At 53.7% G+C, this 26450-nt stretch carries 29 protein-coding genes and 1 tRNA gene; 14 read left to right on the forward strand and 16 right to left on the reverse strand.

The features are described from left to right. Nucleotides 1–157: 157 nt before the first annotated feature. The 6 genes from U738_RS08875 to U738_RS08900 form a co-directional block, all read right to left on the reverse strand. A complete protein-coding gene (locus U738_RS08875) occupies nt 158–682 on the reverse strand; it encodes a DUF4411 family protein (RefSeq protein ID WP_035579397.1) in 525 nt (174 codons plus the stop codon). Further along, on the reverse strand, nt 682–1854 hold the full coding sequence (locus U738_RS08880) for an XRE family transcriptional regulator (protein WP_035579399.1): 1173 nt from the start codon (nt 1852–1854) through the stop codon (nt 682–684). The genes U738_RS08875 and U738_RS08880 overlap by 1 nt, the downstream gene beginning before the upstream one ends. 148 nt (nt 1855–2002) lie before the next feature. Further along, nucleotides 2003–2371 carry a hypothetical protein gene (locus U738_RS08885; protein WP_152561132.1) on the reverse strand — a complete coding sequence of 123 codons (369 nt, stop codon included), beginning with the start codon at nt 2369–2371 and terminating at the stop codon, nt 2003–2005. Continuing rightward, on the reverse strand, nt 2368–2559 hold the full coding sequence (locus U738_RS08890; protein ID WP_035579403.1) for a hypothetical protein: 192 nt from the start codon (nt 2557–2559) through the stop codon (nt 2368–2370). Before U738_RS08890 ends, U738_RS08885 begins: the two co-directional genes overlap by 4 nt. After that, a complete protein-coding gene (locus tag U738_RS08895) occupies nt 2559–2939 on the reverse strand; it encodes a VRR-NUC domain-containing protein (protein ID WP_050713480.1) in 381 nt (126 codons plus the stop codon). The genes U738_RS08890 and U738_RS08895 overlap by 1 nt, the downstream gene beginning before the upstream one ends. A gap of 137 nt (nt 2940–3076) precedes the next feature. Beyond that, nucleotides 3077–3736 (reverse strand): metallophosphoesterase, encoded by a 660-nt coding sequence (locus U738_RS08900; RefSeq protein ID WP_035579405.1) that lies wholly within the window; start codon nt 3734–3736, stop codon nt 3077–3079. 165 nt (nt 3737–3901) lie between these two features. Between U738_RS08900 and U738_RS08905 the strand changes: the two genes are divergently transcribed. The 6 genes from U738_RS08905 to U738_RS08935 all read left to right on the forward strand — a co-directional run bounded on the left by U738_RS08905 (nt 3902) and on the right by U738_RS08935 (nt 7664). Further along, complete coding sequence (locus U738_RS08905) at nt 3902–4087, forward strand: hypothetical protein (protein ID WP_035579407.1); 186 nt, start codon at nt 3902–3904, stop codon at nt 4085–4087. 201 nt (nt 4088–4288) lie between these two features. Next, nucleotides 4289–4699: a hypothetical protein gene (locus tag U738_RS08910; RefSeq protein WP_035579409.1), complete on the forward strand. Its 411-nt coding sequence runs from the start codon at nt 4289–4291 to the stop codon at nt 4697–4699. A gap of 644 nt (nt 4700–5343) precedes the next feature. Next, nucleotides 5344–5661, forward strand: a complete 318-nt coding sequence (locus tag U738_RS08920; protein WP_035579411.1) for a hypothetical protein — start codon at nt 5344–5346, stop codon at nt 5659–5661. Beyond that, a complete protein-coding gene (locus U738_RS08925; RefSeq protein WP_088701400.1) occupies nt 5651–5941 on the forward strand; it encodes a helix-turn-helix domain-containing protein in 291 nt (96 codons plus the stop codon). The genes U738_RS08920 and U738_RS08925 overlap by 11 nt, the downstream gene beginning before the upstream one ends. Before the next feature lie 647 nt (nt 5942–6588). Then, nucleotides 6589–6927 carry a DUF2303 family protein gene (locus tag U738_RS08930; RefSeq protein ID WP_231896705.1) on the forward strand — a complete coding sequence of 113 codons (339 nt, stop codon included), beginning with the start codon at nt 6589–6591 and terminating at the stop codon, nt 6925–6927. Nucleotides 6928–6980: 53 nt separating this feature from the next. Then, complete coding sequence (locus U738_RS08935; RefSeq protein ID WP_235208639.1) at nt 6981–7664, forward strand: tyrosine-type recombinase/integrase; 684 nt, start codon at nt 6981–6983, stop codon at nt 7662–7664. Between the two features lie 133 nt (nt 7665–7797). On the opposite strand, the gene U738_RS08940 is transcribed toward U738_RS08935, so the two are convergent. After that, a tRNA-Ser gene (locus U738_RS08940) sits at nt 7798–7888 on the reverse strand. A gap of 49 nt (nt 7889–7937) precedes the next feature. Continuing rightward, on the reverse strand, nt 7938–9644 hold the full coding sequence (locus U738_RS08945; RefSeq protein WP_035579413.1) for a potassium/proton antiporter: 1707 nt from the start codon (nt 9642–9644) through the stop codon (nt 7938–7940). Between the two features lie 152 nt (nt 9645–9796). Here U738_RS08945 and U738_RS08950 point away from each other — a divergent pair, with 152 nt between their 5' ends. Both U738_RS08950 and U738_RS08955 read left to right on the forward strand, forming a co-directional pair. Beyond that, nucleotides 9797–10963: an ABC transporter substrate-binding protein gene (locus U738_RS08950; RefSeq protein WP_035579415.1), complete on the forward strand. Its 1167-nt coding sequence runs from the start codon at nt 9797–9799 to the stop codon at nt 10961–10963. 40 nt (nt 10964–11003) lie between these two features. Continuing rightward, the gene (locus U738_RS08955) at nt 11004–12389 is read left to right on the forward strand and encodes a 3'-5' exonuclease family protein (RefSeq protein WP_035579416.1); all 1386 of its coding nucleotides are present in this window, start codon (nt 11004–11006) and stop codon (nt 12387–12389) included. Between the two features lie 35 nt (nt 12390–12424). Here U738_RS08955 and U738_RS08960 read toward each other — a convergent pair whose 3' ends face one another. From U738_RS08960 to U738_RS08970, 3 genes are all read right to left on the reverse strand, one after another. Continuing rightward, the gene (locus U738_RS08960) at nt 12425–13228 is read right to left on the reverse strand and encodes an alpha/beta fold hydrolase (protein ID WP_035579418.1); all 804 of its coding nucleotides are present in this window, start codon (nt 13226–13228) and stop codon (nt 12425–12427) included. Nucleotides 13229–13293: 65 nt separating this feature from the next. Beyond that, the gene (locus U738_RS08965; RefSeq protein WP_035579420.1) at nt 13294–13962 is read right to left on the reverse strand and encodes a 7-cyano-7-deazaguanine/7-aminomethyl-7-deazaguanine transporter; all 669 of its coding nucleotides are present in this window, start codon (nt 13960–13962) and stop codon (nt 13294–13296) included. A gap of 186 nt (nt 13963–14148) precedes the next feature. After that, nucleotides 14149–16122: a propionyl-CoA synthetase gene (locus tag U738_RS08970; protein WP_268746282.1), complete on the reverse strand. Its 1974-nt coding sequence runs from the start codon at nt 16120–16122 to the stop codon at nt 14149–14151. Nucleotides 16123–16372: 250 nt separating this feature from the next. Here U738_RS08970 and U738_RS08975 point away from each other — a divergent pair, with 250 nt between their 5' ends. Beyond that, the gene (locus tag U738_RS08975) at nt 16373–16693 is read left to right on the forward strand and encodes an ArsR/SmtB family transcription factor (RefSeq protein ID WP_008956925.1); all 321 of its coding nucleotides are present in this window, start codon (nt 16373–16375) and stop codon (nt 16691–16693) included. A 16-nt stretch (nt 16694–16709) separates the two neighbouring features. Here the strand turns inward: U738_RS08975 and sohB are convergent, their stop codons facing one another. Further along, entirely contained in the window at nt 16710–17753 is a 1044-nt protein-coding gene (gene sohB / locus U738_RS08980) for a protease SohB (RefSeq protein ID WP_035579424.1), read from the reverse strand. Nucleotides 17754–17942: 189 nt separating this feature from the next. Between sohB and U738_RS08985 the strand changes: the two genes are divergently transcribed. Beyond that, entirely contained in the window at nt 17943–18254 is a 312-nt protein-coding gene (locus tag U738_RS08985) for an SCP2 sterol-binding domain-containing protein (protein ID WP_035579427.1), read from the forward strand. 25 nt (nt 18255–18279) lie between these two features. On the opposite strand, the gene nudC is transcribed toward U738_RS08985, so the two are convergent. From nudC to U738_RS09005, 4 genes are read right to left on the reverse strand one after another with little or no spacing between them, the layout of a single operon-like run. After that, entirely contained in the window at nt 18280–19062 is a 783-nt protein-coding gene (gene nudC, locus U738_RS08990) for an NAD(+) diphosphatase (protein WP_035579428.1), read from the reverse strand. Continuing rightward, nucleotides 19055–19792 (reverse strand): DNA polymerase III subunit epsilon, encoded by a 738-nt coding sequence (gene dnaQ / locus U738_RS08995; RefSeq protein WP_035579430.1) that lies wholly within the window; start codon nt 19790–19792, stop codon nt 19055–19057. The genes nudC and dnaQ overlap by 8 nt, the downstream gene beginning before the upstream one ends. Continuing rightward, the gene (gene rnhA, locus U738_RS09000; protein WP_035579432.1) at nt 19792–20262 is read right to left on the reverse strand and encodes a ribonuclease HI; all 471 of its coding nucleotides are present in this window, start codon (nt 20260–20262) and stop codon (nt 19792–19794) included. Before rnhA ends, dnaQ begins: the two co-directional genes overlap by 1 nt. Beyond that, nucleotides 20255–21142 (reverse strand): class I SAM-dependent methyltransferase, encoded by an 888-nt coding sequence (locus U738_RS09005; protein WP_035579434.1) that lies wholly within the window; start codon nt 21140–21142, stop codon nt 20255–20257. The genes rnhA and U738_RS09005 overlap by 8 nt, the downstream gene beginning before the upstream one ends. Nucleotides 21143–21253: 111 nt before the next feature. Between U738_RS09005 and gloB the strand changes: the two genes are divergently transcribed. The 4 genes from gloB (at nt 21254) to U738_RS09025 (ending at nt 26448) form a co-directional block, all read left to right on the forward strand. After that, nucleotides 21254–22021 (forward strand): hydroxyacylglutathione hydrolase, encoded by a 768-nt coding sequence (gene gloB, locus U738_RS09010; RefSeq protein ID WP_035579436.1) that lies wholly within the window; start codon nt 21254–21256, stop codon nt 22019–22021. A 30-nt stretch (nt 22022–22051) separates the two neighbouring features. Next, nucleotides 22052–23275, forward strand: a complete 1224-nt coding sequence (locus tag U738_RS09015) for a transglycosylase SLT domain-containing protein (protein WP_035579439.1) — start codon at nt 22052–22054, stop codon at nt 23273–23275. 43 nt (nt 23276–23318) lie between these two features. Further along, a complete protein-coding gene (locus U738_RS09020; RefSeq protein WP_035579441.1) occupies nt 23319–25298 on the forward strand; it encodes an extracellular solute-binding protein in 1980 nt (659 codons plus the stop codon). 76 nt (nt 25299–25374) lie between these two features. Next, on the forward strand, nt 25375–26448 hold the full coding sequence (locus U738_RS09025) for a microcin C ABC transporter permease YejB (protein ID WP_035579443.1): 1074 nt from the start codon (nt 25375–25377) through the stop codon (nt 26446–26448). Nucleotides 26449–26450 lie beyond the last annotated feature (2 nt).

Raw genomic sequence — 26450 nt, forward strand, 5'->3', positions numbered from 1 at the left:
TTTATTTAGCCAATACTTGTAGCTTTCGATTTTTCAAAATGTTGACTATATCATATTGTTTGACCAGCAAAAAACATGGACATATTTTACATGTGTCCTTATAGCCTGATGAAAAGCTGTAAGCATCTATGAGACAAATCTTAGATGACTCAGACCATCAAATTACTTTTTGCCAGTCCGTACGGAAATCTAACTCGCGGAGAAGAGTGAAAACATTACAACACCGAACGCCCAAAGCATCACAGACATCTGGCACTTTTCGATTGGCACGCTTTTTGCTCGGCTTTGAGACCTCGTTAGACACTACAATTCGATTCTGTGGATCCTTGAGTGCATAAGCTACCAAGAAAGGATCCATTGCAATCTTTTCAGTTTCAATTTCGTTCAAATCAGAGGCATACCCTTCACTAATAACTCTATTAAGAAGAGCTATTTCGAAGTCTTCAGCCAGAATTAAGCTTTTTCGCACATCTTTATGTTTAGCCCATTGCACATGCTGGGCTTTAACACCGCCTTTGATTTCGCTATGAGTTTCTTTTGGCATTCTGATTGACCCATTATCAGCATGAAACTCTAACCACCGCCAAAATTCCGGAACTCGATCCATGTGATAATATAGATCGTGAGCATGGATGATGATATTTGCATCGAGCAAGAAAATTTCTTTTTTTTGTGCAGACATCACAGCCCCACCATTTGAGCAACATTACCTGGGCTCACACCGAGCACTCTGCCTGCTTTCGTTTCTGTAATAACGCCATCATGCAAAGAGCGACGTACAAGCTCAATTAGAGCCCCACCCGCACGATGTCGGCGCGTGTTATAAAAGTCACCTCCAGCATCTGACGTTTTAGATTTTTGTTGAGCTTTACTCTTGAGCCAAAGATCTCGCAGCTCAGTTCTAACTTGAACCCATTCAGTTTGTGAAATCATATTTTGCCTAAATAGCCGATAAGCTACGAGTGAGGCGCTAATATTCAAATTTTGAGCAAGCCTCTGCAGCGCAGGCAGGAAATCCTCATCTGAGTGCATGGCTTCATCGTATAGCTTTATGACTTCACCACTAGTCACTAGTAGGTTGCTAGCAACATCATTGCAGAATCGCTCAACAATATGCTCGTTATTCTGAGCACTGATGCCCGTTTTTCCCAGCCAAACATGCACGACTTCGTGCAAGAGCGTGAAACTCCAAGCTGCTTTCGAGTCATTTTGGTTAATAACTACAAAAGGCGCTATTGGATCAGACAAAGCGAAGCCGCGAAAAGCCTCAGTACTAATGGATGAGTGGTGGCTCCCCAAATCGCCTACAAGAAGAACATAAATTCCTTTCCTTTCCACACATCTTCTTAGGTAGTTGAAGGCATCATGTGGATTTGCATTGCGGCGATAATTTTCTATATTAATATTAAAATAATTGATTGCAACTTGGCAGGCTTTTTTTATTGGCGTATCTGTACTGCCTTCTGAGACAAACTCAATGCCAACATCTTCATCACCGTCAATCAGCGCCTCTTTGACTATAGACTGACGAATGTATATGTCTCGCACAAGTGCTTTAACACTTCCCTCGTGCTCGTCAAACTGTGTATCCGGAAGCAGTCTAAAATCCTCGCCCATAGAAGCACTCATGGGCGGCTCTGAGAGAAAGAAAGTAATGAACGGACGGTGGTATTGTTTTGCCATATCCATTAGCTTTTTTTGGGTCGGCAATTTTGTACCCGTCTCATATGCTGACAATAGCTCAGCACCAGACATGCCCTTGCTCTTCAGAGAAAGCTTTCTCGCTGCCTCTTCAAGACTCAGCCCGGCCCCTTCACGCGCCCACCTGAGTATGTCTGGGTTTGGGATGCTCATCTTTCTCTATGGCCTAATTTGGTTAGTCACTTCATTTGTGAAGACCAGAGTAACCGTAGCCAGGTCGAAGAGCAAAATGAATACGTCAAATATTTGTGGTCTATTCGTGATTTTAGACCGATATATGCCTGCATAATCTAAAGGTAGTTCATTGGCGCACCTCCCCCACCGCCAACACCTGCCAAAGCCGCTTACGCCCTCGCTTACCCGCCACCTGCAACACCTCAACACTCTCAAAATGCCTTACTCCCTCATTTAGCCCAAGCGCCCTAAGCAACACCTCCTGCCGCTCAACCATCTGCCTGGCAGTCACCATCCAAATGCTATGGCCAATCTTCTCGGGGCGAATGCGAGCGGCCTGTATCAGCATCGCAGCAGCCTGGCGTTTGGGCAGTTGATCGAGCAGTACGCCGCAGGCTTTATGCCATTGGCTTTGAGGGTGGTAGCGAAGCGCGGCCAGCATGGCCTGGTCACTGCGGCCACCACCTCCAGGTACCTCACCTGCTAGAGCCGTCACACTGAACGGCTGGAAACCGGGGTTATCTGGCGATAATCCAGCTGCAGTTCCAGCATGGTGTCTATGATGCGTGATACTGCAGCATCACGCGCTCGCTTATCACTCTTTGCCGCCTCTACGACACGCCAGGGGTTTGCTACTCGCTTCCAATCATCAAACTGCATCTGGCTCCCCTTCTGCTGTGTCATCACCCCTTCCTCCACTCGGTACCACTCTCCAGCGCCAGCCGTTCGCCGGTTATTTGCGTACGGGGCCAACTAGCGTATTCCCTAAGCACTGCTTTTGCCTCCTCAAGCCCTAGCGCCAGCACGGCGCAATAGCCCTCATATTCGCTATCTTCCAGCCACTTGAATTGGCTATCGGCTAACGGCGCATCCTTGGGCGGGGTGGCCTTGAACTCCAGGTACAGGCTAAACCAACCGCCGCGGGCTTGGCGAACGGGGAGATCGCTCACACCTGCCTTAACGCCCTGGCGCTTTAGGTCGCTCGCGGTTTTCTTATTGCGGTGGCCACCGTTGGGCACGTGGAAGGTGGCATCAAACAACTCACCTACCGGATGACCGCGCATCTTCTCGCCATACAGCCAACGGATCAGGACGGCTTGCTCCTGCCCTTCCCAATCAACAGGTTTTGCCCGGGGCGCGCCGCTTTTGGTTAGTGCTCGAGGACGGCGTAGCTTTTTGGCAGTGGTTTGCTAGCGCCAGCTCATGCCAACACCTCTCGGGCATTGATCAACGTCAACCGGCCCGTATGAAAAGCACCCGTGACGATATAGAACACATTGCCCAGCCAAGTAGGTTGCTCAACAATGGTGTGCCCGACCACTACAGCATCGATGCCGACCACTGGCGTCGTGTCCCTTCTCTTTATACGAGTCCGGCCCCATATCATTGCCACTTTGCCTACATCATCCGCCATCTCAACCTGCGACCAGTCCGCAGGCGGCTCGGCATGAACGATGCCAATCTGCTGCCCCAAAACATCTATCTGGCGGGCGTAAGGCAGATACTTCAGCGCCTCACGAAGAATTTGCCGGACTTCGATCATATTCTCAGTTATCGACCAGGTGCCGCCGTTGATCATCCAAAGGTCTTCCGCCTCTCCACCATGCTCAAGCGCATCTATGGCCAACATCTCGTGATTGCCACGCACGCCAAAAAACCAAGGCTCAAAGGCTAGCGATAAGCACTCGAAAGAATCCATCCCCCGGTCGATCAAGTCGCCTACACAAAACAACCGATCCTTTGACTTATCGAAGTCAACGCGCGCCATGGACTCAAGCAGCAGGTCGTACTGCCCATGAATGTCACCAACGATAAAATCTCTTCCATTCATGTTCTGGCCGTGCTTTTGAATCAAGCTCATAGCCTTAGCTCCTGATTGAGTTTCCAATCCATATAACGATGATAAATCACCTCCCAAGCCCTTCCGCCTTTGAACTCTTCACGCCACCCCCCCATCGGTCTGGTCGAGCATTCAAAGAATGCAGCTCAATGTCGCAAGGCAAGGCGACGCTTTCAGAGGCTCTACATGAAGAAAACGACTTACAGCTTTGAAGAATACGAATGTGAAACGTGTAGAATCGCTTTGATTGATTTTCCCGATATAGAAGGCCTTCGTAAGCCTGCTTTTAACGATACCTGTGTGCAGCTCGGGCGCACAAACGGAGTGGTTGCTCTCAACAAGTGGGAACGCTTATTAAAGCTGATCACTTGAGGCTTGATGAAGAGTGATTATTACCCTTTATCGGTTAGGGCATATCGCATTACTGCTCATCTGATAATGGCGAATAGGCGAAACCTTTTTCATAGCAATCCCCTAAAATAGAAAGCCCAGTCTCAGGCCAAAGAGGAATTGAGCAAAGCCATCCAATATCGCTATATTGGTGGCTTCTAAACTAGGGATAAGGGGAAAGCGTTGGACAAGGCCGCCTACCACAAACGTTGGGATCAGCTCGAGCAGATGCAGCGGGAATACAGCAACCTGCCAGAGTCGGGCGTCGAAAACGTCGAAGCGCTGCACAAAATGCTGATTAATACCTTCCGGGAGTTTGTCGTTGCTTGTTATTGCGACCACTGGCGTGAAGCCTACCGAGGCGCTGCATTCCCACTAGATGCTGATAGAGATGTGCTGATAGCCCGCGCCATCAAAGCTCACCACTGGACACCAGGGATTGCCACCAGCCTCTCCAGCTACGATCTTGCCCTTTCGCTCATCGACGAGCTGGCGACATTCACGCTGACGGAAATGGCCGTTCACGTGTCGTATATGAACCTGCAGGCACTGCCTAAGGCGGATTACCAAGCAATCATTCAACCCCATGAATGACGGTTGATTTGCCTTAGGTAATCGGCTGCAAGTACGGGAATAGAAAGCCACGCCGAATCCCGCTAAGGTGGTAGCTGCGACACCCCCAGACGAAGAAGGAAAACGAATGGGTGGTCTCGAAGGCAGATGGTGAACGACTTGGAAATCTGCGGGAAGGATTTAAGAGCGCGTGCACCAGTGCGCGCATTACGAACTTCCGGATTACAGTGAAAGACCGGTGCATTTTATAAAGGGCTTACTTGGGAGGAAGCGAAGAGCCTAGAAAAGCCCCCCTGACGAATCAGGGGCTTTAGTATCGAGGTGGCGGAGGGACAGGGATTCGAACCCTGGATAGGCTATTAACCTATGCCGGTTTTCAAGACCAGAGAATTAGCCTCTATTTTTCCAAATATAACAGTAACTTAGAATGCATCAGTATAACTGATACTCGGTTATACTCATGTGTTTTAGCTCTGTTCCCATCCCAATACTGCGCCTTTCCGTTATCTGATATTACTGACTATCCCCTCCTACTGCTATCCTGAATCCAAACTGATCTGAAGCCCTCAATTACCTCCCCAAATCTATCTCCCCCTCCACCTATCTAGTACACCATCTGGAAATTTGCATTTGCCATTTATACGTCAGTGACGCACAATAGGCTTATGTACACGATCGCCGAAACAGATATCTTTAAAGCCAGCGCTGACTCACTTTGGAGTGAAGCTGAAAGAACAGCCTTCTTCGAGTGGTTAGCCAAAAACCCTGAAGCTGGTGATGTTATCCCAGGATCGGGTGGGTGCCGAAAGGTGCGTTGGAAGCTACAGGGTAAAGGGAAAAGCGGCGGCGTACGTGTCATTCATTACAACTGCTTACCGGATGGAAAGATTTGGCTATTGGTGATATACGCTAAATCAGTACGTGGGAATATCCCCTCTCACATCCTCAAGCAGATTAAAGAGGAGATTGAAGATGCAGAGTGATGACTTTATGACCGGTGAAGAGCTTGGCAATACGCTGCTGGCTTCCATACGCCAAATGAAGCAAGGCAAAGCCGCTCGTGAGACGCAAGTAGAAGTACCCAAGGCCGCAGAAATTCGCCATCGCATGGGGCTCTCTCAAGGTGAGTTTGCTAAGCTGCTGGACGTAAGCCCTGGTACGCTTCGCGGCTGGGAACAAGGCCGTCGCGTGCCTACCGGCACTGCACGCACATTGCTACGAGTAGCTGAAAAACACCCTGAAGCACTGACTGACCTTTCGTAATGAGGCAGAAAAGCATTAAACCTACGCTATATCCATCTATCTAAGCAGTTGAAATTTAGCTACTGTTGAAATATGCAAAAAATCACCCTCAAGCTCAATGAGGCTCGCCCCCGCAGAGCGGCAACACAGTTCATGCTTCTGCGTCTAATTCATACGGTGATCAAGATGTTGAGATTAATATCACCATTACGCAGCATAGCGAAGAGCACACTACCTCCAAGACCGAGCTGATTAGTAGCGAAACAATTACGACGACCCAAGAAAATCGTTGGATTGCAGAAGACTGCTAACGTAACACCATCGCTTAATACGCGCTGATTTAAGGCCACCCACTGAGGTGGCCTTTTTGATGCCTCCCATTCACACCCACCCTCGCTACGTAGTACTCGTATGTCACACCCAACCGATGTGACCAGACGGCGTATTGGCTGAACGCCTGGGTAAAGTCCTTAGCCACGCAGCAGCGTTGGCAACGGACAACCCGAAGAAGAAAGCCAAAGTGTCGATTGATCTAACAGTCGAGAACATTGGCTCAGGTGCCCGGGTCGGCGTTACCCACAAGCTGGCCTTCAAGATTCCGACCGAACACGGCACACAGTCGGAAGAACACACCACCGAAACGGTCATGTGCGTCAACACTGGTGGACATGGAAAAGTATCAAGACCAGCGCCGCCGCTTTCGTGGGCAATTCAAAACCGAGGGTCTGAAAGACTTTATTGCCTACGTGGCGGGTCGCCAGAGTGAAGCTCCTGTATTCCGCGACGCCATGGCGGCATGCTCTTATCTGGATATCGGCATTACTGAGCGCCCTGGCCATTGCGATCATTCCGCTACCTTGAACCTGCCCAAAACACCAGAGTTCACTGCCTACCTAAATGCCGATGGCAGCACCTTCGACCAGGAGGAAATGGTCGAGCTGATAGAAGATTGGGGCCACCTGCTGGCGTTTGAAAACAGCAAAGGCGAAGTGCTGGAGCGTATGTAGTATTTGCTGAATGCGAGCCAAGAGATATAACGGCTCACGACATTTATCGTTATATGGACGCCCGCGGCGTTCAGTCCAAAACGCAGGCCAACCATGAGTTGGCTCTGCTCAAGCACATTTTTCGATATGCCCAGCGCTGGGGAATTGTCGAGCACAACCCCGCCGATCCGGTGACCAAGTTCAAGCTCAAGCCGCGTGACCGCTATATCACGCACGCTGAGTTTAGCCGCTTCCTGAAATTCACTTCCCCGTGGGTGCGCCGCTATGCCCTGCTGAAGTACAAAACCGGACTACGTCAACGCGACCTTCTCACTCTGCGCCTAGACCAACTTACTCCAGACGGCATCGCTTTACGCAGCAGCAAAGCAGGCAAACAAGCTGTGATCCCCTGGGATGATGAGCTAAGGCGTTTAGTGCAGGAGATAAAGGCCGACAACCTAGGCCGTGGCAAGCAAGGCCCTACGCTGTCCTGTAAGCGGGACGGCATGCCTTACAACAAGGATAAGTTTCACAGCCGCTGGCAGTATGGGATGCGTAAGGCGATGCATGAGGGCCATATCGAACGGTTTACCGAGCATGATATACGCGCCAAGCACGCAACTGATGCAGATGACCAAGGCTATAACGCCATGACCAATTTGCAGCACAGCGACCGGCGAACGACTGAGGTCTATCTACGTGCCAAGCGAGTGTTGACGGTAAGCACGCTGGGAGCGGGAGAGTTCTTAGAAGACTAGACTTTAGTCTATTATGCACTGGTCTGGCTGGAGCAGTATAACGGTAGGTGTTCCCCTCGTTATATTTTCGCCCTTTTCCGATGCTTAGACATAAAAAAAGGAACCAGCTAAGTAGCTGATTCCCTTGAATAAGTGGCGGAGGGACAGGGATTCGAACCCTGGATAGGCTATTAACCTATGCCGGTTTTCAAGACCGGTGCATTCAACCGCTCTGCCATCCCTCCGGCTTATGGGTGCGTATACTAACAGCTTTTCCTTGGAAGTCAACGCCTTTTAGTACAAACGTAACCCGACGCGGGTAATCTTGCCGCCTTCCATATCGCTGACTACCCAATGGATGCCGTGCCAATCCACGTCGTCCCCGACCACCGGGTGGCCACCCACGCGCAGGGCAATAAACTCCGCCAGCGTCATGTTCTGCTCGCCGGGGCTGAGCGTTAGGCCATAGGCTTGGGCGATGTCCTGCATTTGCGCGCTGCCATCCAGGGTAAAGGTACCGAAGAAGGCGCGCTCCTGCTTGAGCTTGGCATCGCCATTGAATAGTCGGTTAAGCGCGTACAAGTCCTCTGAGCGGCCGATCACACAAATCACATCGCCCAGCTTCAAGCGTGTGCTGCCCTTGGGGTGCAGCATGGCGTGGTCGCGGAACAGCGCGGAAATCAAAGCACCTGATGGAAAACGCAGCAGCCGAATGGGCACGTCTTCTAAATCCTGGTTCTCGACCCCGTACACGAACAGCTCAAAGTCGTTTTCCGGCAATATGCCTAGCGGGCCGCGTCGGTTAGGCACGGTGCCTACCGGCACTTCCACCTTCAACCACTTGGCCATCAGCGTCAGCGAGCCGCCCTGAATCAGCAGCGACATCAACACCACAGCAAACGCGACATTAAAGTAGAGCGAGGCGTTTTCGACCCCGCCGATGACCGGGAATATCGCCAGTACGATAGGCACCGCCCCTCTCAAGCCTACCCAGGCGATAAAGAAGGTTTCCCGCCAGCGGAACTTAAAGAACGGCTTGATGGTGATCAGCACGGCCAGTGGGCGGGCAATAAAGATAAGCGCCAGCGCCACTAAACCAGCGGGCAGTGCCACGTCCCACAATTCACTGGGGGTGACCAGCAGGCCAAGCACCAGGAACAGGCCGATTTGACTTAGCCACGCCAAGCCATCGTGCACAGGTAGAATAAAGTTAAGGTGGCGCCCGGGCTGATTACCAATCATCAAGCCGGCAAGATAGATCGCCAAAAAGCCACTACCGCCCAGCACGCTGGTTAAACCGAACACGCTGAACCCCAGTGCCAGCGCTAACATGGCGTAAAGGCCCGGCGCTAAATCGAGCCAGCGTAGCAGCTTGGCACTCAGCCAACCGCCCCCCAGGCCAACAATCAAACCAATACCAAACTGGGAAATGAAAAACAGCAGCGTTTGAACGGGGCCGCCAATATCCCCCACTAACAGCTCGACCAGCATCAGGGTTAAGAAAATTGCCATCGGGTCGTTGGTACCCGACTCAATCTCCAGCGTTGCCCCTACCCGTTCGTTGAGATTAACGCCGCGACCGCTCAGCATGGAGAAAACTGCTGCAGCATCGGTGGAACCCACAATGGCTCCAACCAGCAGGCCCTGAATGATGGTTAGGTCAAAAATCCACATGGCGATAACGCCAACAATGGCGCTAGTGATAAAGACCCCAAAGGTAGCCAGAGAGAGCGCGGGTTTAAAACCTACCCGGAAGGTTTTGAGGCGGGTACGTAAGCCACCGTCTAACAAAATCATGGCAAGCGCGAGGTGGCCGATAGCAAAGGCCATGGAGTAGTCGTCAAACACGACGCCCAACACGCCCTCTTCCCCTGCCAGCATGCCTAGCCCAAGGAAGATCAGCAGCAGCGGCACACCCATCATCGACGATAAACGGCTGGCCAGAATACTGAGCGCCATTAGCGAACCGCCTACCAAAAAGAACATATAAATTGCGTCCATGACTCTCCGTCTCTACATCAATACAGCGCTATTATTGCATGTAACCGTTGAATTTACTGTCTCTTCTCCGCGCCCTCTTATTGTCAAAGGGCTGGTCAGAAGCTTTCCCAGGCGGCTACACTTCGCCGTTACGACCTCTGGAGTTACTGACTATGTTGCGTTGCCTATCACGCTGGTGGCACCCCATTCTATTGAGTCTCATCGTTACCTTACTGTTTTCTAATTCAGTTATTTACGCTAATGAAGAGAGCGAAGAAAGCCCTCAACAAGAGAGCTCTGAACAAGAGACTCCTCAAGAAACGAACCCGCTGACGCTGGATACAGACGTCGAGGTGCCGGAAGCGTTTTGGCGAAACATTGACAGCGAAAGCGAAGAGGAAGTGCCCACCATGGCGCAAACTCCAGCACCGCCGCTTGAGCCTCCCCCGGTTAAACGCGTGACGCTGATGCTGGATTGGTACTTGAGCCCGCAGCATGCGGCCTTGGTGATTGCTAAAGAGCGAGGGCTTTATGCTGCCCAGGGGCTTGAGGTGGAGATTCAGTCACCGGCCGACCCTTCTATCGCCATCAAGCTGCTAACCGCAGGCGAAGTCGATTTGGCGTTAACCCGTCAGCCGCTGCTTCATCTGCAAGTCCATAATGGCGCGCACATCACCCGGATCGCGACATTGATTGAAACGTCGTTAACAGCGGTAATCGTGACCGGTGAAGAGCAGGCAGAAACAGAGAGTACCCTGGCAGGGTTACACTACGGTTATACCACCGGTGAAGGCCGCGATCTGAGCATTCCGCGTTTACTGCCCCGCTCGGTGCAGCAAACCGATGATTTTACGCCACCGGTCAACCTGCACTTTGATCCCATCCGGGCGATACGTGAAGGCCAAATTGACGCCGTCGCCGATGGCTTTTACCACTACCTTCCCCAGCAGTTGGCGACTGAGGGTATTAACACCCACGTCATTCGCTTCGATGAGTTAGATATTCCACGCAATGACGGCTTGGTGGTGCTGGCCAATAGCGATACGCTTGCCCGCCGCGCTGATACTTGGTCTCGCTTCGTGCTTGCCCTTGAGCAGGCGAGCCACTGGATTATTGACAACCCTGACGCAGCCTGGGATCTGCTGGTTAGCGCGCACCCTGTGCTCGACAATGACATTAACGCCAACGCCTGGGAGGATATTCTGCGCCGTATGGCATTGAGCCCTGCAGCGCTGGACAGCCGACGCTACGCTGGCTTTGAAACCTTTTTGCAACAAGCGGGCATTATTGAAGACACGCTGCCAGTATCGCGCCTGGCGGTAAATCCCCACACTCTATAACCGCGTATTGATAGCTCTTTATCCACGAACCTGGCGGCCCATGAGCGAAACAGCTTTAATTTTTGTTGATGTTGAGACTACTGGCACCCGCGCGACGCGGGATCGAATCACCGAAATAGCCGCCCTTAAAGTCATCAATGGCGAGCTGATTGACCGCTGGTCGAGCTTGATCTATCCGGAGTGCAAGGTACCCGCGCAGATCACCCAGTTGACCGGGATTTGCGACGACATGCTTGTTGATGCGCCACGCTTTGCACAGATAGCCGAGTCGCTTCGAGAGTGGTTGGGCGACGGGCAATTAGTGGCCCACAATGCGCGCTTTGACTACAGTTTTCTGCGCAACGAATTTAAGCGTGCTGGGCAGGATTTCCGGGCGCCGCTGATATGCACACTGCGGTTATCAAGACGGATAGCGCCCCAACAGCGTCAGCACAATCTGAAAGCGCTGCTTAACCGCTACGGCATTACACCCACCCGCCACCACCGTGCCGGAGACGATGTGGATGCACTGTGGTCGCTGTGGCAGGCATGGCAGGCAGAACACAGCGACGAAGCGTGGCAGCGCCTGCTGGGCGATGAACGCCGCCACCGCACGCTACCTGCCCATCTGGATAGCGCCCAGTTGCAAGATTTGCCCGCCCGCCCTGGCGTCTACCTGTTTTATGGCCACAACCGGCTGCCCCTGTATGTGGGCAAAAGCGTCAACTTGCGCAGCCGTGTACTAGGGCATTTTCAACGCGACCACCAGGACGACAAAGAGATGCGCCTCGCCCAGCAGGTTCAGCATATCGAGTGGGAAGAGACCGCTGGCGATTTAGGCGCCCAGTTGCGTGAGGCGCAGCTGGTTAAAACGTTAATGCCGATTATGAACCGGCAGCTACGCAAACAGCGCAAGTTAACTACCTGGCACTGGGCGGAGGAAGCCGACCACCCTGAGTTGCTTAGCGGTAACGCCCTGACCCAGCCTATAAGCGGCACGCTGTATGGCTTGTTTCGTAATGCACGCGAGGCCAAGAATGCATTGCGCGCCATTGCTGAAGAGCAGCAGCTCTGCCCTCGGGTGTTGGGGCTGGAAAAAGGTAAGGGGCGCTGTTTTGCCAATCAGGTGGGCAAGTGCCGTGGAGCGTGCAATGGTCAGGAGTCGATAGCAGCGCATACCCAGCGGGCGCAAAAAGCACTCACCCAGCTTCAGGTCAACGTGTGGCCCTGGCCGGGCAGTATTGCTATTGAGGAGAAGTCAGCGGGCGCTACAGGGTCTGCATGGCATGTCGTTCGCCAGTGGTGCTATCTAGGCAGCGCGACCAGTTTTAACAACGCGCAAACGCTTGCGGAAACGTCCGCAAGCTTCGATGTGGATAGCTACCGAATTTTGAACCGTTTCTTGCGTTATCCAGAGCAGCACGGCTTAACGGTCACTCCGCTCTGATAAGGCAGCGCCTGTTTGTATGACTGCGCGTGCATCTACTGGGCGTCGACGAACGCCTCGACCGCCTGCTGAAAGGCATCCGGCTGGTCGGCGTGTAGCCAGTGACCGGCATTTTTAAGCGTTACCACACGGGCGCGGGGCAACACTTCACGCAGTGCGGGCAGCATATCGTCGGCCACGTAGTGGGAATCGCCGCCACGCAGCACCAGCGCTGGGCCATCGTAGGGCTGCTCGCCATCCGGCACGCCGATAATGTCGCCATACCCACGCTTGATCTCATCTAAGCCTACCCGAAGCGCCATCACGTTATCGTCATTGCGCACCAGATTGGTGGCTAAGAACAGCCTTGTGGGCCGGAAATCCACATGTTCAGCCAGCAGGTCATCGGCTTCACGGCGGTTTTTGGGCTGCCCTTTCCGCACGTTGTCCAGCGCGGCAAACACATCGTCATGGCCATGTTCATAAGCCACTGGGGCAATATCGGCGACTATCAGCGATGCCACACGCTCGGGCGCCAAGCGCGCCAGACTGATCGCCACTTTGCCGCCCATGGAGTGGCCCAGCACGTGAGCGCGCTCAATCGAAAGCTTATCCAGTAGCGCTATAACGTCATCCGCCATGGTCGCGTAACGCATGCCTTCTGCATGGGGCGAGCGGCCATGGTTACGCAGATCCAGCGCAATCACACGGCGGCTGCGCTGCCACACTTTCAAGTGCGAACGCCAATTATCGGCACTTCCCAGCAAGCCGTGAATAATCACCAGTGGGGTGGTATCCGCGGCGGCTTCTTCGGCGGGCATATCGATAAAATGCAGATCAACGGTGGCAACGGCAGTCATGCTAGCTCCTAAGCTTTGCGGTCTGTGTGGTGTTTACGTCATTACGCCATTACGCCATTACGCCATTACGCCGTTCGGGGTGCGGCGTCCACCTGACCTGTCCAAACCACCAAACGGCGCGTTAGCCAGGCAAGCAGCAAGCCATACAGCGGTAGGAAAAACAGCAGGCTGATGGCGAGTTTAATGGCATAGTCGACGGCAGCAATTTCGATCCAGTTGGCGGCCATAAACGGGTCTGGGCTGTTATAGAACGCCGCCGAGAAGAATGCAAAGGTATCGGCCAGGTTACCCAGCACCGTTGAGCAGACCGGCGCCACCCACCATGCCCACTGGCGCAAGCGGTCAAACACCTGAACATCCAACAGCTGGCCGATCACATAGGCCAAGAAACTAGCCAGTGCGATACGGGCAACAAACAGATTCCACTCCGACAGCGCTTCAATACCGGCAAAGCTGCCACGGGGAAACACCACTGAGACCACATAAGAGACCAGCAGCGCGGGTAGCATCACGCGCAGAATAATCGACCGTGCGGGCCCTTTACCAAACAGACGCACGGTTAGATCGGTCGCTAGAAAAATAAACGGAAAGCTAAACGCCCCCCAGGTGGTGTGAAAACCAAACAGCGTAAACGGCAGCTGAACGAGATAGTTACTGGCGGCAATAATGCCGATATGGAAAGCCACCATCACCATTAGGCAACGGCGGTGCTGAGTTTCACTCAATGCAAACATACGGGTAGACCTTTTTTTAATAGCGAAGAGGGGTTAGGGAACCCTCGGGGTAGTAAGCGCATCGCTACATCAACGTTGATAAAGCTGGCGCTGTTCTGGGGAGCGCATTATACGGCTTCTGTGGGGTATTAAAAGTCGGCTAATGAAAGCCGCCCTCAATCTCGGGCGGCTTGGGCCTGCCAAACGTCAATCCAGCGGAGTGGCTCTGTCCGCCGCGCCTACCGAGCGCTCACGCATGGCGGCGTGAACATCCGCCAAGCTGGTGGGGTCATCAATAGTGGAGGGAATAGCAAACTCTTGACCGTCAGCAATCGTGCGCAGCAGCTTGCGCAAAATCTTACCCGAACGGGTTTTGGGCAAACGATCTACCACTAACACCTGCTTGAAGCAGGCAATCGGGCCAATGTGTTCGCGAACCCGCGCAATCAGTTCGGCTTCTAGTGTGGCTTCATCACCATCAAAGCCATCTTTGGGAATCACTAAGCCGATTGGCAGCTGCCCTTTCAGATCATCATGAATCCCAATTACAGCGCACTCGGCCACCGCTGGGTGGGCACCGACCACCTCTTCCATTTCCCCTGTTGAAAGCCGATGACCCGCGACGCTAATGACATCATCGGTGCGGCCCATAATGAACAGATAGCCCTGCTCATCAAAATAGCCGCCATCGCCGGTTAAATAGTAGCCGGGGAACGCCGCCATATAGGCGCTATGAAAGCGCTTTTCGTCCCGCCAAACGCCGGTCAAACACCCCGGAGGCATGGGCTGTTTGATCACCACACTGCCCTGCTCCATGGGTTTGGCCTGCTCACCGTCGCGATTAAGCACCTGTACATTAAAGCCGGGAACCGGGAATGTCGCTGACCCCGCTTTGGTCGGCGTTGACTCAATGCCCGGCAAATTAGCGGCAATCGGCCAGCCAGTTTCGGTTTGCCACCAGTGGTCTATCACCGGCACATCCAAAAGGTCATCCAGCCAATGAAATGTAGGAGGATCAAGGCGTTCACCGGCCACGTAAAGGTGCTTCAAGCTGCTGATATCATAGTTCTGCAGCAATTTGGCATCGGGATCCTCTTTCTTAATCGCGCGAAAGGCGGTGGGCGCGGTAAAGAAGCTCTTAACCCGGTACTCTTCAATCAACCGCCAAAAGCTGCCTGCATCAGGAGTTTTTACCGGTTTTCCTTCGTACACTACTGTGGTGCAACCCACTAACAAAGGCGCATAAACAATATACGAGTGCCCGACGACCCAGCCCACGTCCGAGGCGGTAAAGAATACGTCGCCGGGCTCCATGGCGTAGATCGCCTGCATCGAATAAGCCAGCGCCACCGCGTAGCCACCCGTATCGCGCATAACCCCCTTGGGCTTTCCAGTGGTACCCGAGGTATACAGGATATACAGCGGGTCGGTGCCCTTTACCGGGACACACTCTGCAAACGGCGCCTTGGCGACCAGCGTTTCCCAGTCATGATCGCCTGCTCCCAGTTCAGCACGGTGTGCTGCGCGTTGATAAACCACACAGGCATCCGGCTTATGGGCGCTTAATGCAACGGCTTGGTCTACCATTGGCTTATAGGGCAACACCTTGCCCAATTCGATACCGCAGGAAGCGGCAACCACCACTTTAGGTTCGGCGTCTTCGATGCGTGCCGCCAGTTCATGGGGGGCGAAGCCTCCAAACACCACCGAGTGAATGGCGCCAAGACGGGCGCAGGCGTACATAGCCACCAGGGCTTCGGGGATCATCGGCATATAGATGATCACACGATCCCCCTTGGTGACACCTAGCTGGGTCAGCGCCCCCGCGAAGTACGCCACTTTGTCACGCATTTCCCGGTAGCTAATGGTTAGCTTGGCCTCGGCGGCGGGCGAATCCCAAAAAATCGCCGCCTGGTCACCGCGGCCATTTTCAACATGGTAATCCAGCGCAGCGTAGCTAAGATTCATTTCACCGTCGCTAAACCAGCGTGCATGTTTTTGTGCAGGGTGCTGGCCATCAAAACTGAGTATGGTTTGCGGCGGCGTGTACCAGGGAATACGTTTGGCCTGCTCGGCCCAAAACGATTCCGGGTGTTCGATGGAGCGTTGGAAGGTGTGTTGGTAGCGGCTCATGGTGTCCCTATCTTTTTTGTAGTAGCGATCAAAAAGGATTGTTGACACTTTACAAAGGAAACCGACGCCTCACCCTCATACTATGGGCTAAATAGCGACTAAAGCGCTAGACAGCCCTCGACATTGTCGACAAGATGGCGAACAACTACCATTGATTAATCGTTAAACAGCAGCTTGGACAAAACTCGCTAAATTACTGATCATTAAACAACTTAATCCTCGCGACGCGACGATGCCTCGACAACGTATAACAATGCTTATAAAACGCTGATGTAACAGTGTAGGCAAGGAGAACTTTATGTCTGCTTCTACAAGCGCCGCCACACGCCTGCTTGAACATAACTGTCGCGCGATTGAAGCGGGTACTAACCTGCTTAAAGCGTTGGCCAACGAGAAACGGCTGCAAATACTCTGCCTTCTTGCCGAGAAAGAGCTGTCAGTAACGCAAATTAATCAACAACTTGCGTTAAGCCAGTCAGCGCTTTCTCAACATCTGGCTATTTTGCGGCGTGATGAGCTCGTCGATACCCGGCGGGAGTCACAAACGATCTATTACTCATTAAGCAGTGAAAGTGCCAAGGCAGTAATCGCCACCTTGGCACACCATTACGCTGCCTGATGTTTTAAGGTTAATCTCAGCGCCGCTGCCACCCAGCGGCGTCGATTACACCCAGCGCCTTCAGCGCCGCTTTTTCGATCCCTTCCGACACGGCCAAGCCCAGTTTCCGACTGACGGTTTTAGGTGCTTCTAGTTTCACTAGGAAGACTTGCGCCTCGGTCATGCGTTCAACCAAATAGGCTTCGCTGGTACCTACGCTGTCAACAAGCTGTTGGGGCAATGCCTCGCTGCCGTACCAAATCTCGCCCGTAGCGAGTGTATCGATGTCCATGGTGGGGCGCCGTTCTGCCACATAGCTTTTAAACAAGCGGTGAGTATTCTCTAAATCCTCTAAGAACTTTGCTTTGCCCTCTTCGGTATTTTCACCCAGCACGGTCAAGGTGCGCTTGTATTTGCCGGCGGTAAGCAGCTCAACGTCAACATCGTGGCGCTTGAGCAGGCGGTGAATATTGGGGACTTGTGCCACCACGCCGATAGAGCCAATCACCGCAAAGGGCGCGGCCTTAATATGCTGTGCGGTACACGCCATCAAGTAGCCACCGCTTGCTGCCACCTTATCGATACACACCGTGGTGGTCAGCCCTGCCGTGCGCAGCCGGTCTAACTGGGCGGCTGCCAGGCCGTAGGCATGCACTAGCCCACCCGCAGACTCAAGGCGCACCACTACCTCATCCTGTTTAGCGGCAACGTCGATAATAGCGGACACCTCTTGCGCAAAATGCTCAGTTTGGGAGGCTTTCAGGTCGCCGTGGAAGTCGAGCACCCAAACCTGCGACGCTGGGGCAGCATCTTGCTCCGATTTATGCCCCTTCTGGCGCTTTTTATCTTCGCTACGAAATACTTTCAGCAGCTTTTTACGCGCCCCCGGCAAGGTAGCAGCCAGCCGTAAACGCCGACCACGGCGGCGGCGCTGATCGTTTAGCGGCTCGATAGTGAGCTTCAGGTCACTCTCTTTGTCTTGCTTGGTGCGCGCAATCAGCAGCAAGCCAACGCCTATCAGCGCCATCACGATAGTGGTTTGCACAACAAAGGTGCCTATTTCTGCTACCCATTCACTCATTGACGTTCTCCATTTAGAGGGTTGATTCCTTTATGACGTGTACTTTGGCATATACCTGATCGGGACAGTGCTTGATTGGAACGCACGTATGAAATAACCTCGCTTGCCTTTGCGATTGTTTATATTGGCGGTGGTCGCTAGCCTTAGTCCCATCTACTTAAGTTCATCTACCTAACTGAGAGATATGTTATGTCAAACACTACCCTTGAGAAGCTAAAAGCGCGTTTCAGTCCGCAAGCAGCAAAGGGCATGAATGAAGTTTTCCAGTTTCACTTTACCGATGCTGGCAGCTACTACTTAAACATCCAAGATGGCACGTTGGACGTACAAGAGGGTGAGCACGACGATCCTTCTGTCAGCTTAAGCCTAACCACTGACACGCTGAAAGGCATTATGAGTGGCGAGATCAATGGCATGACGGCCTTTATGACCGGCAAGCTGAAAGCCACCGGCAATGTCATGTTGGCCACAAAGCTGACAAGCTTATTCCCTAGCGAGTAATGGCGATATCGGCACGCGGCGCCATTTACTCGCGCCAGCGTGCCAAATGCGTTTCGATCAACTCGCGGGATATCGAGTAAGGCGGCGGCAGAGAGGGCAACTGACGGGGTGAAAACCACGCCGCATCGCTAATCTCTACCCCGTCGATACGAATGCGCCGAGTGGTCGCTTCAGCAAAATAGCCAAACATCAGCGAGTGCGGAAATGGCCACGCCTGACTTTGGTGATAACGCAGTTGATCGATATGCACGCCCACTTCCTCAAACACCTCGCGGTGTACCGCCTCTTCCGCTGACTCCCCTGGCTCGATAAAACCTGCCAAGGTGGAGTAGCGCCCGGGTGGGAAGCGCGGGCCACGGGCAAGCAGCATCGCTTCCCCGCTGGTTACCAGGGTGATAATGCACGGGGAAATACGCGGATAGTTGCGGTGCCCGCAGGCGTGGCAGTGCATCGCGAATTCCGCTGTGAGTTTGGTGGCCGGTGCACCACAGCGTCCGCAGAAACGATGGTTCTCTAACCAAGCACCTACCTGTAGCGCCGTAGAGAGCAGGCTAAACCAGCCGGTGGAGAGTTCGCTCATCCATTGGCGACCGTCAATCCAACCGCTTCCGGCCTGGGGCTCAACGAGCAGCGCCACCGGTTCGTCATCCCAGTAGCAAAGCGGCTGCATCTGCTCTGTCCAGGGTTGGTAGGGCTGCAACGGCGTTAATGCTTCGCTGCCGCTTAGCGGTGCGGGCGCCAACAGGCTGCGCGATAGACGAATTACCCGCCCGGCTTGTTCATGATGGGGAATTTCTCGCCTAAGCATCGCTGGCCGCACCCTCAAACCAATGCAGCTTATGCGCCTCGCACTTGGCCTTATGGGCCGCTTGTTCTTCGTCGGTTGGGCGCACCACGCGCAGTTGGCCAGGCGTTAGGGAGACACGCTGAATCGACAGCCCTTCATTGGAGGTATCCGCCTGTTCTTGTTCCGCGGCACTGGCCGCGTCTAAGGTCAGCGCGGTTTGCCCACCGGTCATCGCCAGGTAGACCTCAGCGAGAATCTCAGAGTCTAACAGGGCGCCGTGCAGCACCCGGTGGCCATTGTCGATATCGTAGCGTTTACATAATGCGTCAAGACTGTTGCGCTGGCCGGGGTGCATTTTGCGCGCCATAGTCAGCGTATCGAGTATCCTGCAATGATCGCTGACGGGCCCCAACAGAGGGGATTTACGCTGCCGATTCAACATGCCGAGCTCGTGGTCAATAAAGCCCACATCGAAGGGGGCGTTATGAATCACCAGCTCTGCGCCTTCGATAAACGCCCAAAACTCATCGGCAATTGCAGCGAATATCGGCTCGTTAGCAACTCTGGCGTCATCAATCCCGTGAACGTCGACGACTTCAGCGTCGATATGCCGCTCGGGGTTGATGTATTGGTGATAAGTGCGACCAGTGAAGCGGCGATTGACCATTTCAATGGCACCAATTTCGACTAAGCGATGGCCATCTTTGGGGTCGATACCCGTGGTTTCAGTATCTAAGATCACCTGACGCATCATGCTCTCCTTTTTTGGTGCTCATCAATCGCTTCATTGGCCAGCGAATCGGCACGCTCGTTGCCTGGGTGCCCGCTGTGCCCTTTTACCCAGTGCCACTCGACTTTATGGCGCTGGGTCTCTTCGTGCAGGGTTTTCCACAGCTCGGCATTTTTGACCGGCTGCTTGGCAGCAGTTTTCCAGCCGCGCTTGATCCAGTTATGAATCCACTGGGTGATACCCTGGCGAACATACTGGGAGTCGGTCCATAGCGCCACTTCGCACGGGGTATTAAGGGTGCGCAGTGCCATGATCGCCGCCATTAACTCCATGCGGTTATTAGTGGTATCCGCCTCATAACCTTTCAAGGTTTTCTCATGCTCGCCACTCGCCAGCACGACGCCCCAACCGCCGGGGCCTGGATTGCCACGGCACGCTCCATCGGTATACACCGTTACCCGGGGTAGATCTCCGGCCGCCTCTTTAGTCAAACTCTTGATCCCCTGGTTGAAATGAAACAGTTTTGCGTGACTTAGTTTTAAATGGCCCGGTTTTTTGCGACTCAGGTTCATGCCTTTTAGCGGGAGCCACTTGAGTCGGATACTCTTGATAAGACGAGTAATGGGCAGATGTGCCTGAGCGGGTAACACCCAACGACGCCGGGGATGCCGGTGCCTTCAAGCCAAATTTCAGGCGCTGCACCGGCGCTTGGCGCTGCTGTCGGCGAGCCTGAATCATATAACTTTCGCCCAACGGCAGGTTATGCCGCCGCCCTAACGACTCCCAATATTCACCGCACTTGGCATTCATCCGCCCCCGAAAGCAGCAATAGTCTACTCGCTCCACCTCAAAGTCGACAAACGCCAACCAGTCGCGCAGGCGGCTAGCGGAGCGCCAGCTACCGTTCCAGGGAAACGCCTGCTGCCCCTTTCGCAATTGCCGGGCAAGCCCGCTCACACCGATAGGGTTAAAACCAAACAGCACCATAATGCCGTTATCGGCGGTCACCCGTGCGGCCTCCTGAAGCGTGAAGTGGGCATCAGCTAAATGCTCAAGCCAGTGGTGAATGACCATTACGTCCAAACAGCGATCCGGCAGCGCAAGCTGATCCGGCGGACATATTAAGGTGCTATCGGTATCGGCTAACTGACGCGTAGGCGACCAGCGTATGGGGTGTGGAATGGCCGACATGGTCATCAGTGTCGGCCCCATGCTCATTTCCAAGCTGTGGCCGCCCACCCGCGATTCCACCACGGGCCCTAAGCAGGCGCGCTGAGTTTCCCAAAGCGAACGCCCCGCCTCTGTTTGCCAATAAGGCTGGCTACTTTGTAAGCGCTTAGCCAGTGTCGTGGCCGTCGTCGAATTTGACATGAACAGCGCTTCCCTCCACAGTAACGGCTTTTTAACGTCTTTTACGCACCGATTTAGCGCTGATAAGCGCAAAGTTTGATGTGTTTTTTCGTAACTTAAAGGATCTCGTCGATGATGAGCGTGACACCGATCCCCGCCCTTAGCGACAACTATATTTGGCTATTAAGACAAGATAATAGTCAAAGCGTTTGCGTGGTGGATCCCGGTGAAGCTGCCCCGGTGATCGAGTTTCTTGAGCGTGAGTCGCTAACCCTAAACTGTATTCTGATTACCCACCATCATCATGATCATACCGGTGGTTTAGCGGAATTAATTAAACGCTATTCGCCTCACGTGATCGGCCCGGCCAATCCTAACATTGCAGGCATTGATGAAACCGTGGGCGACGGCGACGAAGTTCGCATTATGGGCCGTTTGTTTGACGTTATGGAGACACCCGGCCACACGCTGGATCATATCAGCTACTTCACCGCCGGTATCCCTGCGCTACTGTTCTGCGGTGACACACTTTTCTGCGCCGGTTGCGGTCGTTTATTCGAGGGTACGCCGGAGCAAATGTATACCGCGCTGAAAAAATTTGCGGAACTCCCTGAAGATACACTGGTCTTTGCAGCCCATGAGTACACTCAGGCAAACCTAACGTTTGCTCGTGCTGCGGATCCTGAAAACGAAGACGTCAAACACGCTTTGCAGGAGTGTGAGAAGGCGCGGGCATTGGATCGCCCCACCTTACCCAGCACGATAGGACGCGAGCTGAAGATTAATCCCTACCTCCGCGTGGGCACTGATAGCGTGCGCCAGGCGGCAGGTACCCAGGGTGTTAATAATGATGATCTCGCTACGTTCACCACTCTACGCGAGTGGAAGAACCGTTTTTAAGAACGCTATCGAAACCAAACGAATGCCACTATGACCTATCGAACGATTCGCCAGCGCTTGATGCTGAGCGCTGGCAGTACCGTAATTATGGGCCTAATGTTAGCCGCTGCGGCAAGCTCTCAAGCCTCTGCCACAGCCTATGAAAGACCAACTGCATCAACAGGCACCCCAGTAGACGCTACAAAGCCACGCCCAACGCCGTTCCAGATCCACTTCTGGGAAGCGCTGGAACTGGAGCCTCAAGACGCCTGGACAACGCTGCGTAAAAGCTTTCAGTGGCAAGAGAAGTCACTACCCGCCGAGGCCCAAGCGCGGGTAGACGAGTGGATTGAGTACTACCGTTCAAGCCCCGAAAATATTGCCACTATCACCGAACGCGCTACCCCTTGGCTCGCCTGGATTACCCAGCAGGTTAGTGAGCGCGGTCTACCCGGTGAAGTGGCATTAATTCCTTTTGTAGAGAGCTCCTTTGACCCAGGCGCGCGGAGCCACCGCGGTGCCGCTGGGCTATGGCAGTTTATGCCCGGTACCGGGGATGCGTTGGGGTTGGTACGTAATGGAAACTACGATGGCCGGTTAGACGTTTTGACCTCCACCGAGGCAGCGCTGGACTACTTGGAAATGCAGGCTGATCAGTGGTACGAAGGTGATCTGATGCTGTCATTAGCCGCTTATAACGCAGGCGCCGGAACCGTTAACCGTGCTCAGCATCAGGCCCAGGCTCAAGGTTTAAACGGCGATTATTGGGATCTCTCGCTGCCCTACGAAACCATGCAGTATGTGCCCAAACTGAAAGCCATCGCGACGATCATTAACGATCCTCAGGAGTACGGCGTCAGCTTACCGGAAATACACGTTGACCCAGCCTTCGCGAAAGTGAAGCTGACCCACGCGGTGACGCTCTCGGAAGCCTCGCAGCTGCTGAATGTCAGTAAGACGGCGTTAACCGAGCTCAATCCAGGCCTGCTGAATGGCAGTATCGATCCACGCAGTGCTCAGACCCTGCTGGTACCTGAAGAGGTCGACACGCAGATGCTCGCGCAACTCTCACAAGACGGTAGTCAAGCACAAGACAGTCGCCAAGCGGTTGCACAAAATGGCAGCGCCGATACCCACCGCGTTGAAAGTGGCGATAGCCTCTCGGCGATTGCAGCCCGTTATAATGTCAACCAGCAAGACCTTATCCGCTGGAATGCGATTGACCGCCCCGGCGCTTTACAACCAGGCCAACTGCTGACACTTTCAGGGCGTTAAACCGGGTTAACATAGTTGGCTTTGTTCACATGGGATGTCACCAATGCCGCGTGGTTTGTTTTTTGCGAAATCGCTTCTACTCATCAGTGGCCTGCTATTCAACGTATCGGTACTGGCTTCAGAGAGCATCGCTTCAGAGAACACTGTTTCAGAGGCCAGCGCTTCAGAAACAGCGACTAATAGCGATGCTTCTGACACCACCTCCAGCGCCAACGTGGTGGGTGATTTAAATACCGACGCGCATAACGTGGTGCCGGTTGAAACCGTTCACGCGCTATCGCTGTACGATAGCCCCGAGCTACCAGCAGATTTCCCCTACTTCCCTCACGTAAACCCGCAGGCCCCCAAAGGCGGCACCATTACCCATACCGCCGTGGGCAGCAGCTTTGACTCGACAAACCCGTTTATTATTCGCGGTACGCCGGTTACCGGCATTTCACAAATCTACGACACCCTAATGGCCAGCAACCCTAATGAGCCCTTTAGCCTCTACGGCTTACTGGCTGAGGGTGTACGCCTTGATCCAGATAGGCAGTGGATTGAGTTCGACCTGCGCCCTGAAGCACGTTTCCAGGATGGTGAGCCGGTTACGGCCTATGATGTGGTGTTCTCGCTTAACTTGCTCCGCGAAGAAGGCAACCCGTTTTACGCCAGCTACTACGCTGGGGTAGAGGAAGCCATCGCGCTAAACGAGCATCAGGTGCGTTTTACGTTTAACGATACCGAGTCCCGAGAGCTGCCGTTAATCATTGCCCAGTTACCCATACTCCCCCGCCACTATTGGGAGCCCCGGGAATTCACCTCACCCACCCTAGTCGCGCACCCAGGCTCCGGGCCCTACCGTATTAGCGAAGTCGACCCTGGTCGGCGCATTGTTTATCAGCGCGATGAGAACTATTGGGGTAAAGATTTACCGGTCAACGTGGGTCGTTACAATATCGATCGCATCATTTACGACTACTACCGTGACCGCGACATTGCCTGGGAAGCTTTTAAAGCCGGTCTGACCGATTTTCGTACCGATGCCCGCGCCGCCACCTGGGCAATTGGCTACGACTTTCCTGCCTACGAAGAGGGCTTGGTCAAGCGACTTACCGTGCCGGACGTTAATCCATCCATGATGCAGGCGTTTGTCTTCAACCTGCAGAAGGAGAAGTTTCAAGACCCACGGGTACGAGAAGCATTGAGCCTTACCTTCGATTTCCCGTGGCTTAATACCAATATTTTTTACGGTACTTACCAACGCACCGAGAGTTTTTTCCAAAATTCTGAAATGGAAGCCACCGGGCTGCCTTCAGAGGCAGAGCTAGCGCTGCTGGAGCCCTTCCGTGAAGAGTTAATGGCCTCCCATGGCTCTGATCGCCTGTTTACCGAGCCGCTGCCTATCGATGAGCCCGTCGAGCTACGCGAACGGCTGCGTAAAGCGCTTGATTTACTCCGTGAGGCAGGTTATCGGGTTGAGGACGGCGTGCTGGTCAACCAAGACAGCGGACGTCCTTTAAGTCTGGAAGTCTTACTTTACGATTCTGGACTTGAACGGGTGGTTCAACCCATGCTGCGCAATATGGCCCGCTTAGGGGTGCAGACATCGCTGCGTATCGTTGATATTAATCAATATTTAAATCGGCAGCGCAATTACGACTATGACATAGTGATTAGTCATTTCCCTCAGTCGAACAATCCGGGCAATGAGCAGCGTGACTTCTGGACCAGTGCCGCCGCCGAGGCGCCGCAAAGCCGCAACCGGATGGCGCTGGCACACCCTGCGGTCGATGCCCTGGTGGAAACGATCATTAGTGCCGATGGCCGTGAAGAGCTGGATACCGCCACCCGCGCGCTGGATCGTGTGCTGCGCTGGGGGTTCTATGTGATTCCCCACTACCACTCAGGGGAGACCCGTATCGCCATTTGGGATAAGTTTGGCTACCCCGAGCCGTTCCCAGAGTACGCCATGGATATGGATGCGTGGTGGGTAGACACCGACCGTGAAGCAGCACTACAGCGCCGTCAACGCGGACGCTAACACGGCCGCGATGACAACGACTGATTGCAACGGCTTATCCTTAACGGTTTCATCGTCATAAACCTCGGAGTGCTCTGTGGCCCGCTATACCTTACGCCGACTGCTGCTAATGATTCCGACCTTGTTCGGCATCATGCTACTCAATTTTATGATTGTTCAGGCGGCGCCGGGCGGGCCAATTGATCAGATGTTGGCGCGGTTTGAGGGTGCTGACGCCATGGCCAGCACTCGCTTGGATATGGGCGGCGCCGACGTCCAGGTCAGCGACGACTCCCGAGGTGCCCGGGGCATTGATCCGCGCTTTATCGAACAGCTAGAGCAGCAGTTTGGTTTTGACAAACCCGCCCATGAACGCTTTATCGGCATGATGGCGGACTACCTCACCCTCGATTTTGGCACCAGTTTCTTCCGTGACCGCCCGGTCACCGAACTGATGATAGAGCGGCTGCCGGTCTCCATATCATTAGGACTTTGGACAACGTTACTGGTCTATTTAATCTCCATCCCGTTAGGCATCAAAAAGGCACTGCGTCACGGTTCCCGATTTGACGTCTGGTCATCCGGACTAGTGATTGTCGGCTATGCCATTCCGGGCTTCCTGTTTGCCATCCTGCTCATTGTCCTGTTTGCCGGGGGCACCTACTGGGACTTATTCCCTTTACGCGGTTTGACCTCACCCGACTTCGACCAGCTTTCAGCCTGGGGCAAGGTCAAAGACTACTTCTGGCATATCACGCTGCCGGTAATCGCCGCCTCGATTGGCAGCTTTGCCACCCTGACAATGCTTACCAAAAACAGCTTCCTTGATGAGATTCACAAGCAGTATGTGATTACCGCTCGCGCTAAGGGCGCCGACGAGCGGCGCGTGCTTTACGGCCATGTGTTTCGCAACGCCATGCTGATTATTATCGCCGGCCTACCCGCTGCGATGATCGGCATTTTCTTCACCGGGGCGCTGCTTATCGAAGTGATCTTCTCCCTGGATGGGCTGGGACTGCTCGGTTTTGAAGCGGTGATGCAGCGGGATTATCCGGTAATTTTCGGCACCCTGTTTCTATATACCGTGATCGGCTTAATCCTCAAGCTGATTTCCGATCTGACCTACGTGTGGGTAGACCCGCGTATCGACTTTTCGACTCGGGAGTCGTGATA

Source organism: Halomonas sp. TG39a (genome assembly GCF_000744395.1).
GTDB classification, from domain to species: domain Bacteria; phylum Pseudomonadota; class Gammaproteobacteria; order Pseudomonadales; family Halomonadaceae; genus Vreelandella; species Vreelandella ventosae_B.

What these genes read in the sequence shown, in the direction of transcription:
- U738_RS08955 (WP_035579416.1), top strand. Translation starts at nt 11,004, where the DNA reads ATGAGCGAAACAGCTTTAATTTTTGTTGATGTTGAGACTACTGGCACC.
- U738_RS08950 (WP_035579415.1), top strand. Translation starts at nt 9,797, where the DNA reads ATGTTGCGTTGCCTATCACGCTGGTGGCACCCCATTCTATTGAGTCTC.
- U738_RS08920 (WP_035579411.1), top strand. Translation starts at nt 5,344, where the DNA reads ATGTACACGATCGCCGAAACAGATATCTTTAAAGCCAGCGCTGACTCA.
- dnaQ (WP_035579430.1), bottom strand. Translation starts at nt 19,792, where the DNA reads ATGCGTCAGGTGATCTTAGATACTGAAACCACGGGTATCGACCCCAAA.
- U738_RS09015 (WP_035579439.1), top strand. Translation starts at nt 22,052, where the DNA reads ATGACCTATCGAACGATTCGCCAGCGCTTGATGCTGAGCGCTGGCAGT.
- U738_RS08965 (WP_035579420.1), bottom strand. Translation starts at nt 13,962, where the DNA reads ATGTTTGCATTGAGTGAAACTCAGCACCGCCGTTGCCTAATGGTGATG.
- U738_RS08935 (WP_235208639.1), top strand. Translation starts at nt 6,981, where the DNA reads ATGGACGCCCGCGGCGTTCAGTCCAAAACGCAGGCCAACCATGAGTTG.
- U738_RS08975 (WP_008956925.1), top strand. Translation starts at nt 16,373, where the DNA reads ATGTCTGCTTCTACAAGCGCCGCCACACGCCTGCTTGAACATAACTGT.
- U738_RS08930 (WP_231896705.1), top strand. Translation starts at nt 6,589, where the DNA reads ATGGAAAAGTATCAAGACCAGCGCCGCCGCTTTCGTGGGCAATTCAAA.
- U738_RS08875 (WP_035579397.1), bottom strand. Translation starts at nt 682, where the DNA reads ATGTCTGCACAAAAAAAAGAAATTTTCTTGCTCGATGCAAATATCATC.
- U738_RS08960 (WP_035579418.1), bottom strand. Translation starts at nt 13,228, where the DNA reads ATGACTGCCGTTGCCACCGTTGATCTGCATTTTATCGATATGCCCGCC.
- sohB (WP_035579424.1), bottom strand. Translation starts at nt 17,753, where the DNA reads ATGAGTGAATGGGTAGCAGAAATAGGCACCTTTGTTGTGCAAACCACT.
- U738_RS08945 (WP_035579413.1), bottom strand. Translation starts at nt 9,644, where the DNA reads ATGGACGCAATTTATATGTTCTTTTTGGTAGGCGGTTCGCTAATGGCG.
- U738_RS08905 (WP_035579407.1), top strand. Translation starts at nt 3,902, where the DNA reads ATGAAGAAAACGACTTACAGCTTTGAAGAATACGAATGTGAAACGTGT.
- U738_RS09020 (WP_035579441.1), top strand. Translation starts at nt 23,319, where the DNA reads ATGCCGCGTGGTTTGTTTTTTGCGAAATCGCTTCTACTCATCAGTGGC.
- U738_RS08895 (WP_050713480.1), bottom strand. Translation starts at nt 2,939, where the DNA reads ATGCGCGGTCATCCGGTAGGTGAGTTGTTTGATGCCACCTTCCACGTG.
- gloB (WP_035579436.1), top strand. Translation starts at nt 21,254, where the DNA reads ATGATGAGCGTGACACCGATCCCCGCCCTTAGCGACAACTATATTTGG.
- U738_RS08880 (WP_035579399.1), bottom strand. Translation starts at nt 1,854, where the DNA reads ATGAGCATCCCAAACCCAGACATACTCAGGTGGGCGCGTGAAGGGGCC.
- U738_RS09005 (WP_035579434.1), bottom strand. Translation starts at nt 21,142, where the DNA reads ATGTCAAATTCGACGACGGCCACGACACTGGCTAAGCGCTTACAAAGT.
- U738_RS08900 (WP_035579405.1), bottom strand. Translation starts at nt 3,736, where the DNA reads ATGAGCTTGATTCAAAAGCACGGCCAGAACATGAATGGAAGAGATTTT.
- U738_RS08925 (WP_088701400.1), top strand. Translation starts at nt 5,651, where the DNA reads ATGCAGAGTGATGACTTTATGACCGGTGAAGAGCTTGGCAATACGCTG.
- nudC (WP_035579428.1), bottom strand. Translation starts at nt 19,062, where the DNA reads ATGCTTAGGCGAGAAATTCCCCATCATGAACAAGCCGGGCGGGTAATT.
- U738_RS08985 (WP_035579427.1), top strand. Translation starts at nt 17,943, where the DNA reads ATGTCAAACACTACCCTTGAGAAGCTAAAAGCGCGTTTCAGTCCGCAA.
- U738_RS08890 (WP_035579403.1), bottom strand. Translation starts at nt 2,559, where the DNA reads ATGACACAGCAGAAGGGGAGCCAGATGCAGTTTGATGATTGGAAGCGA.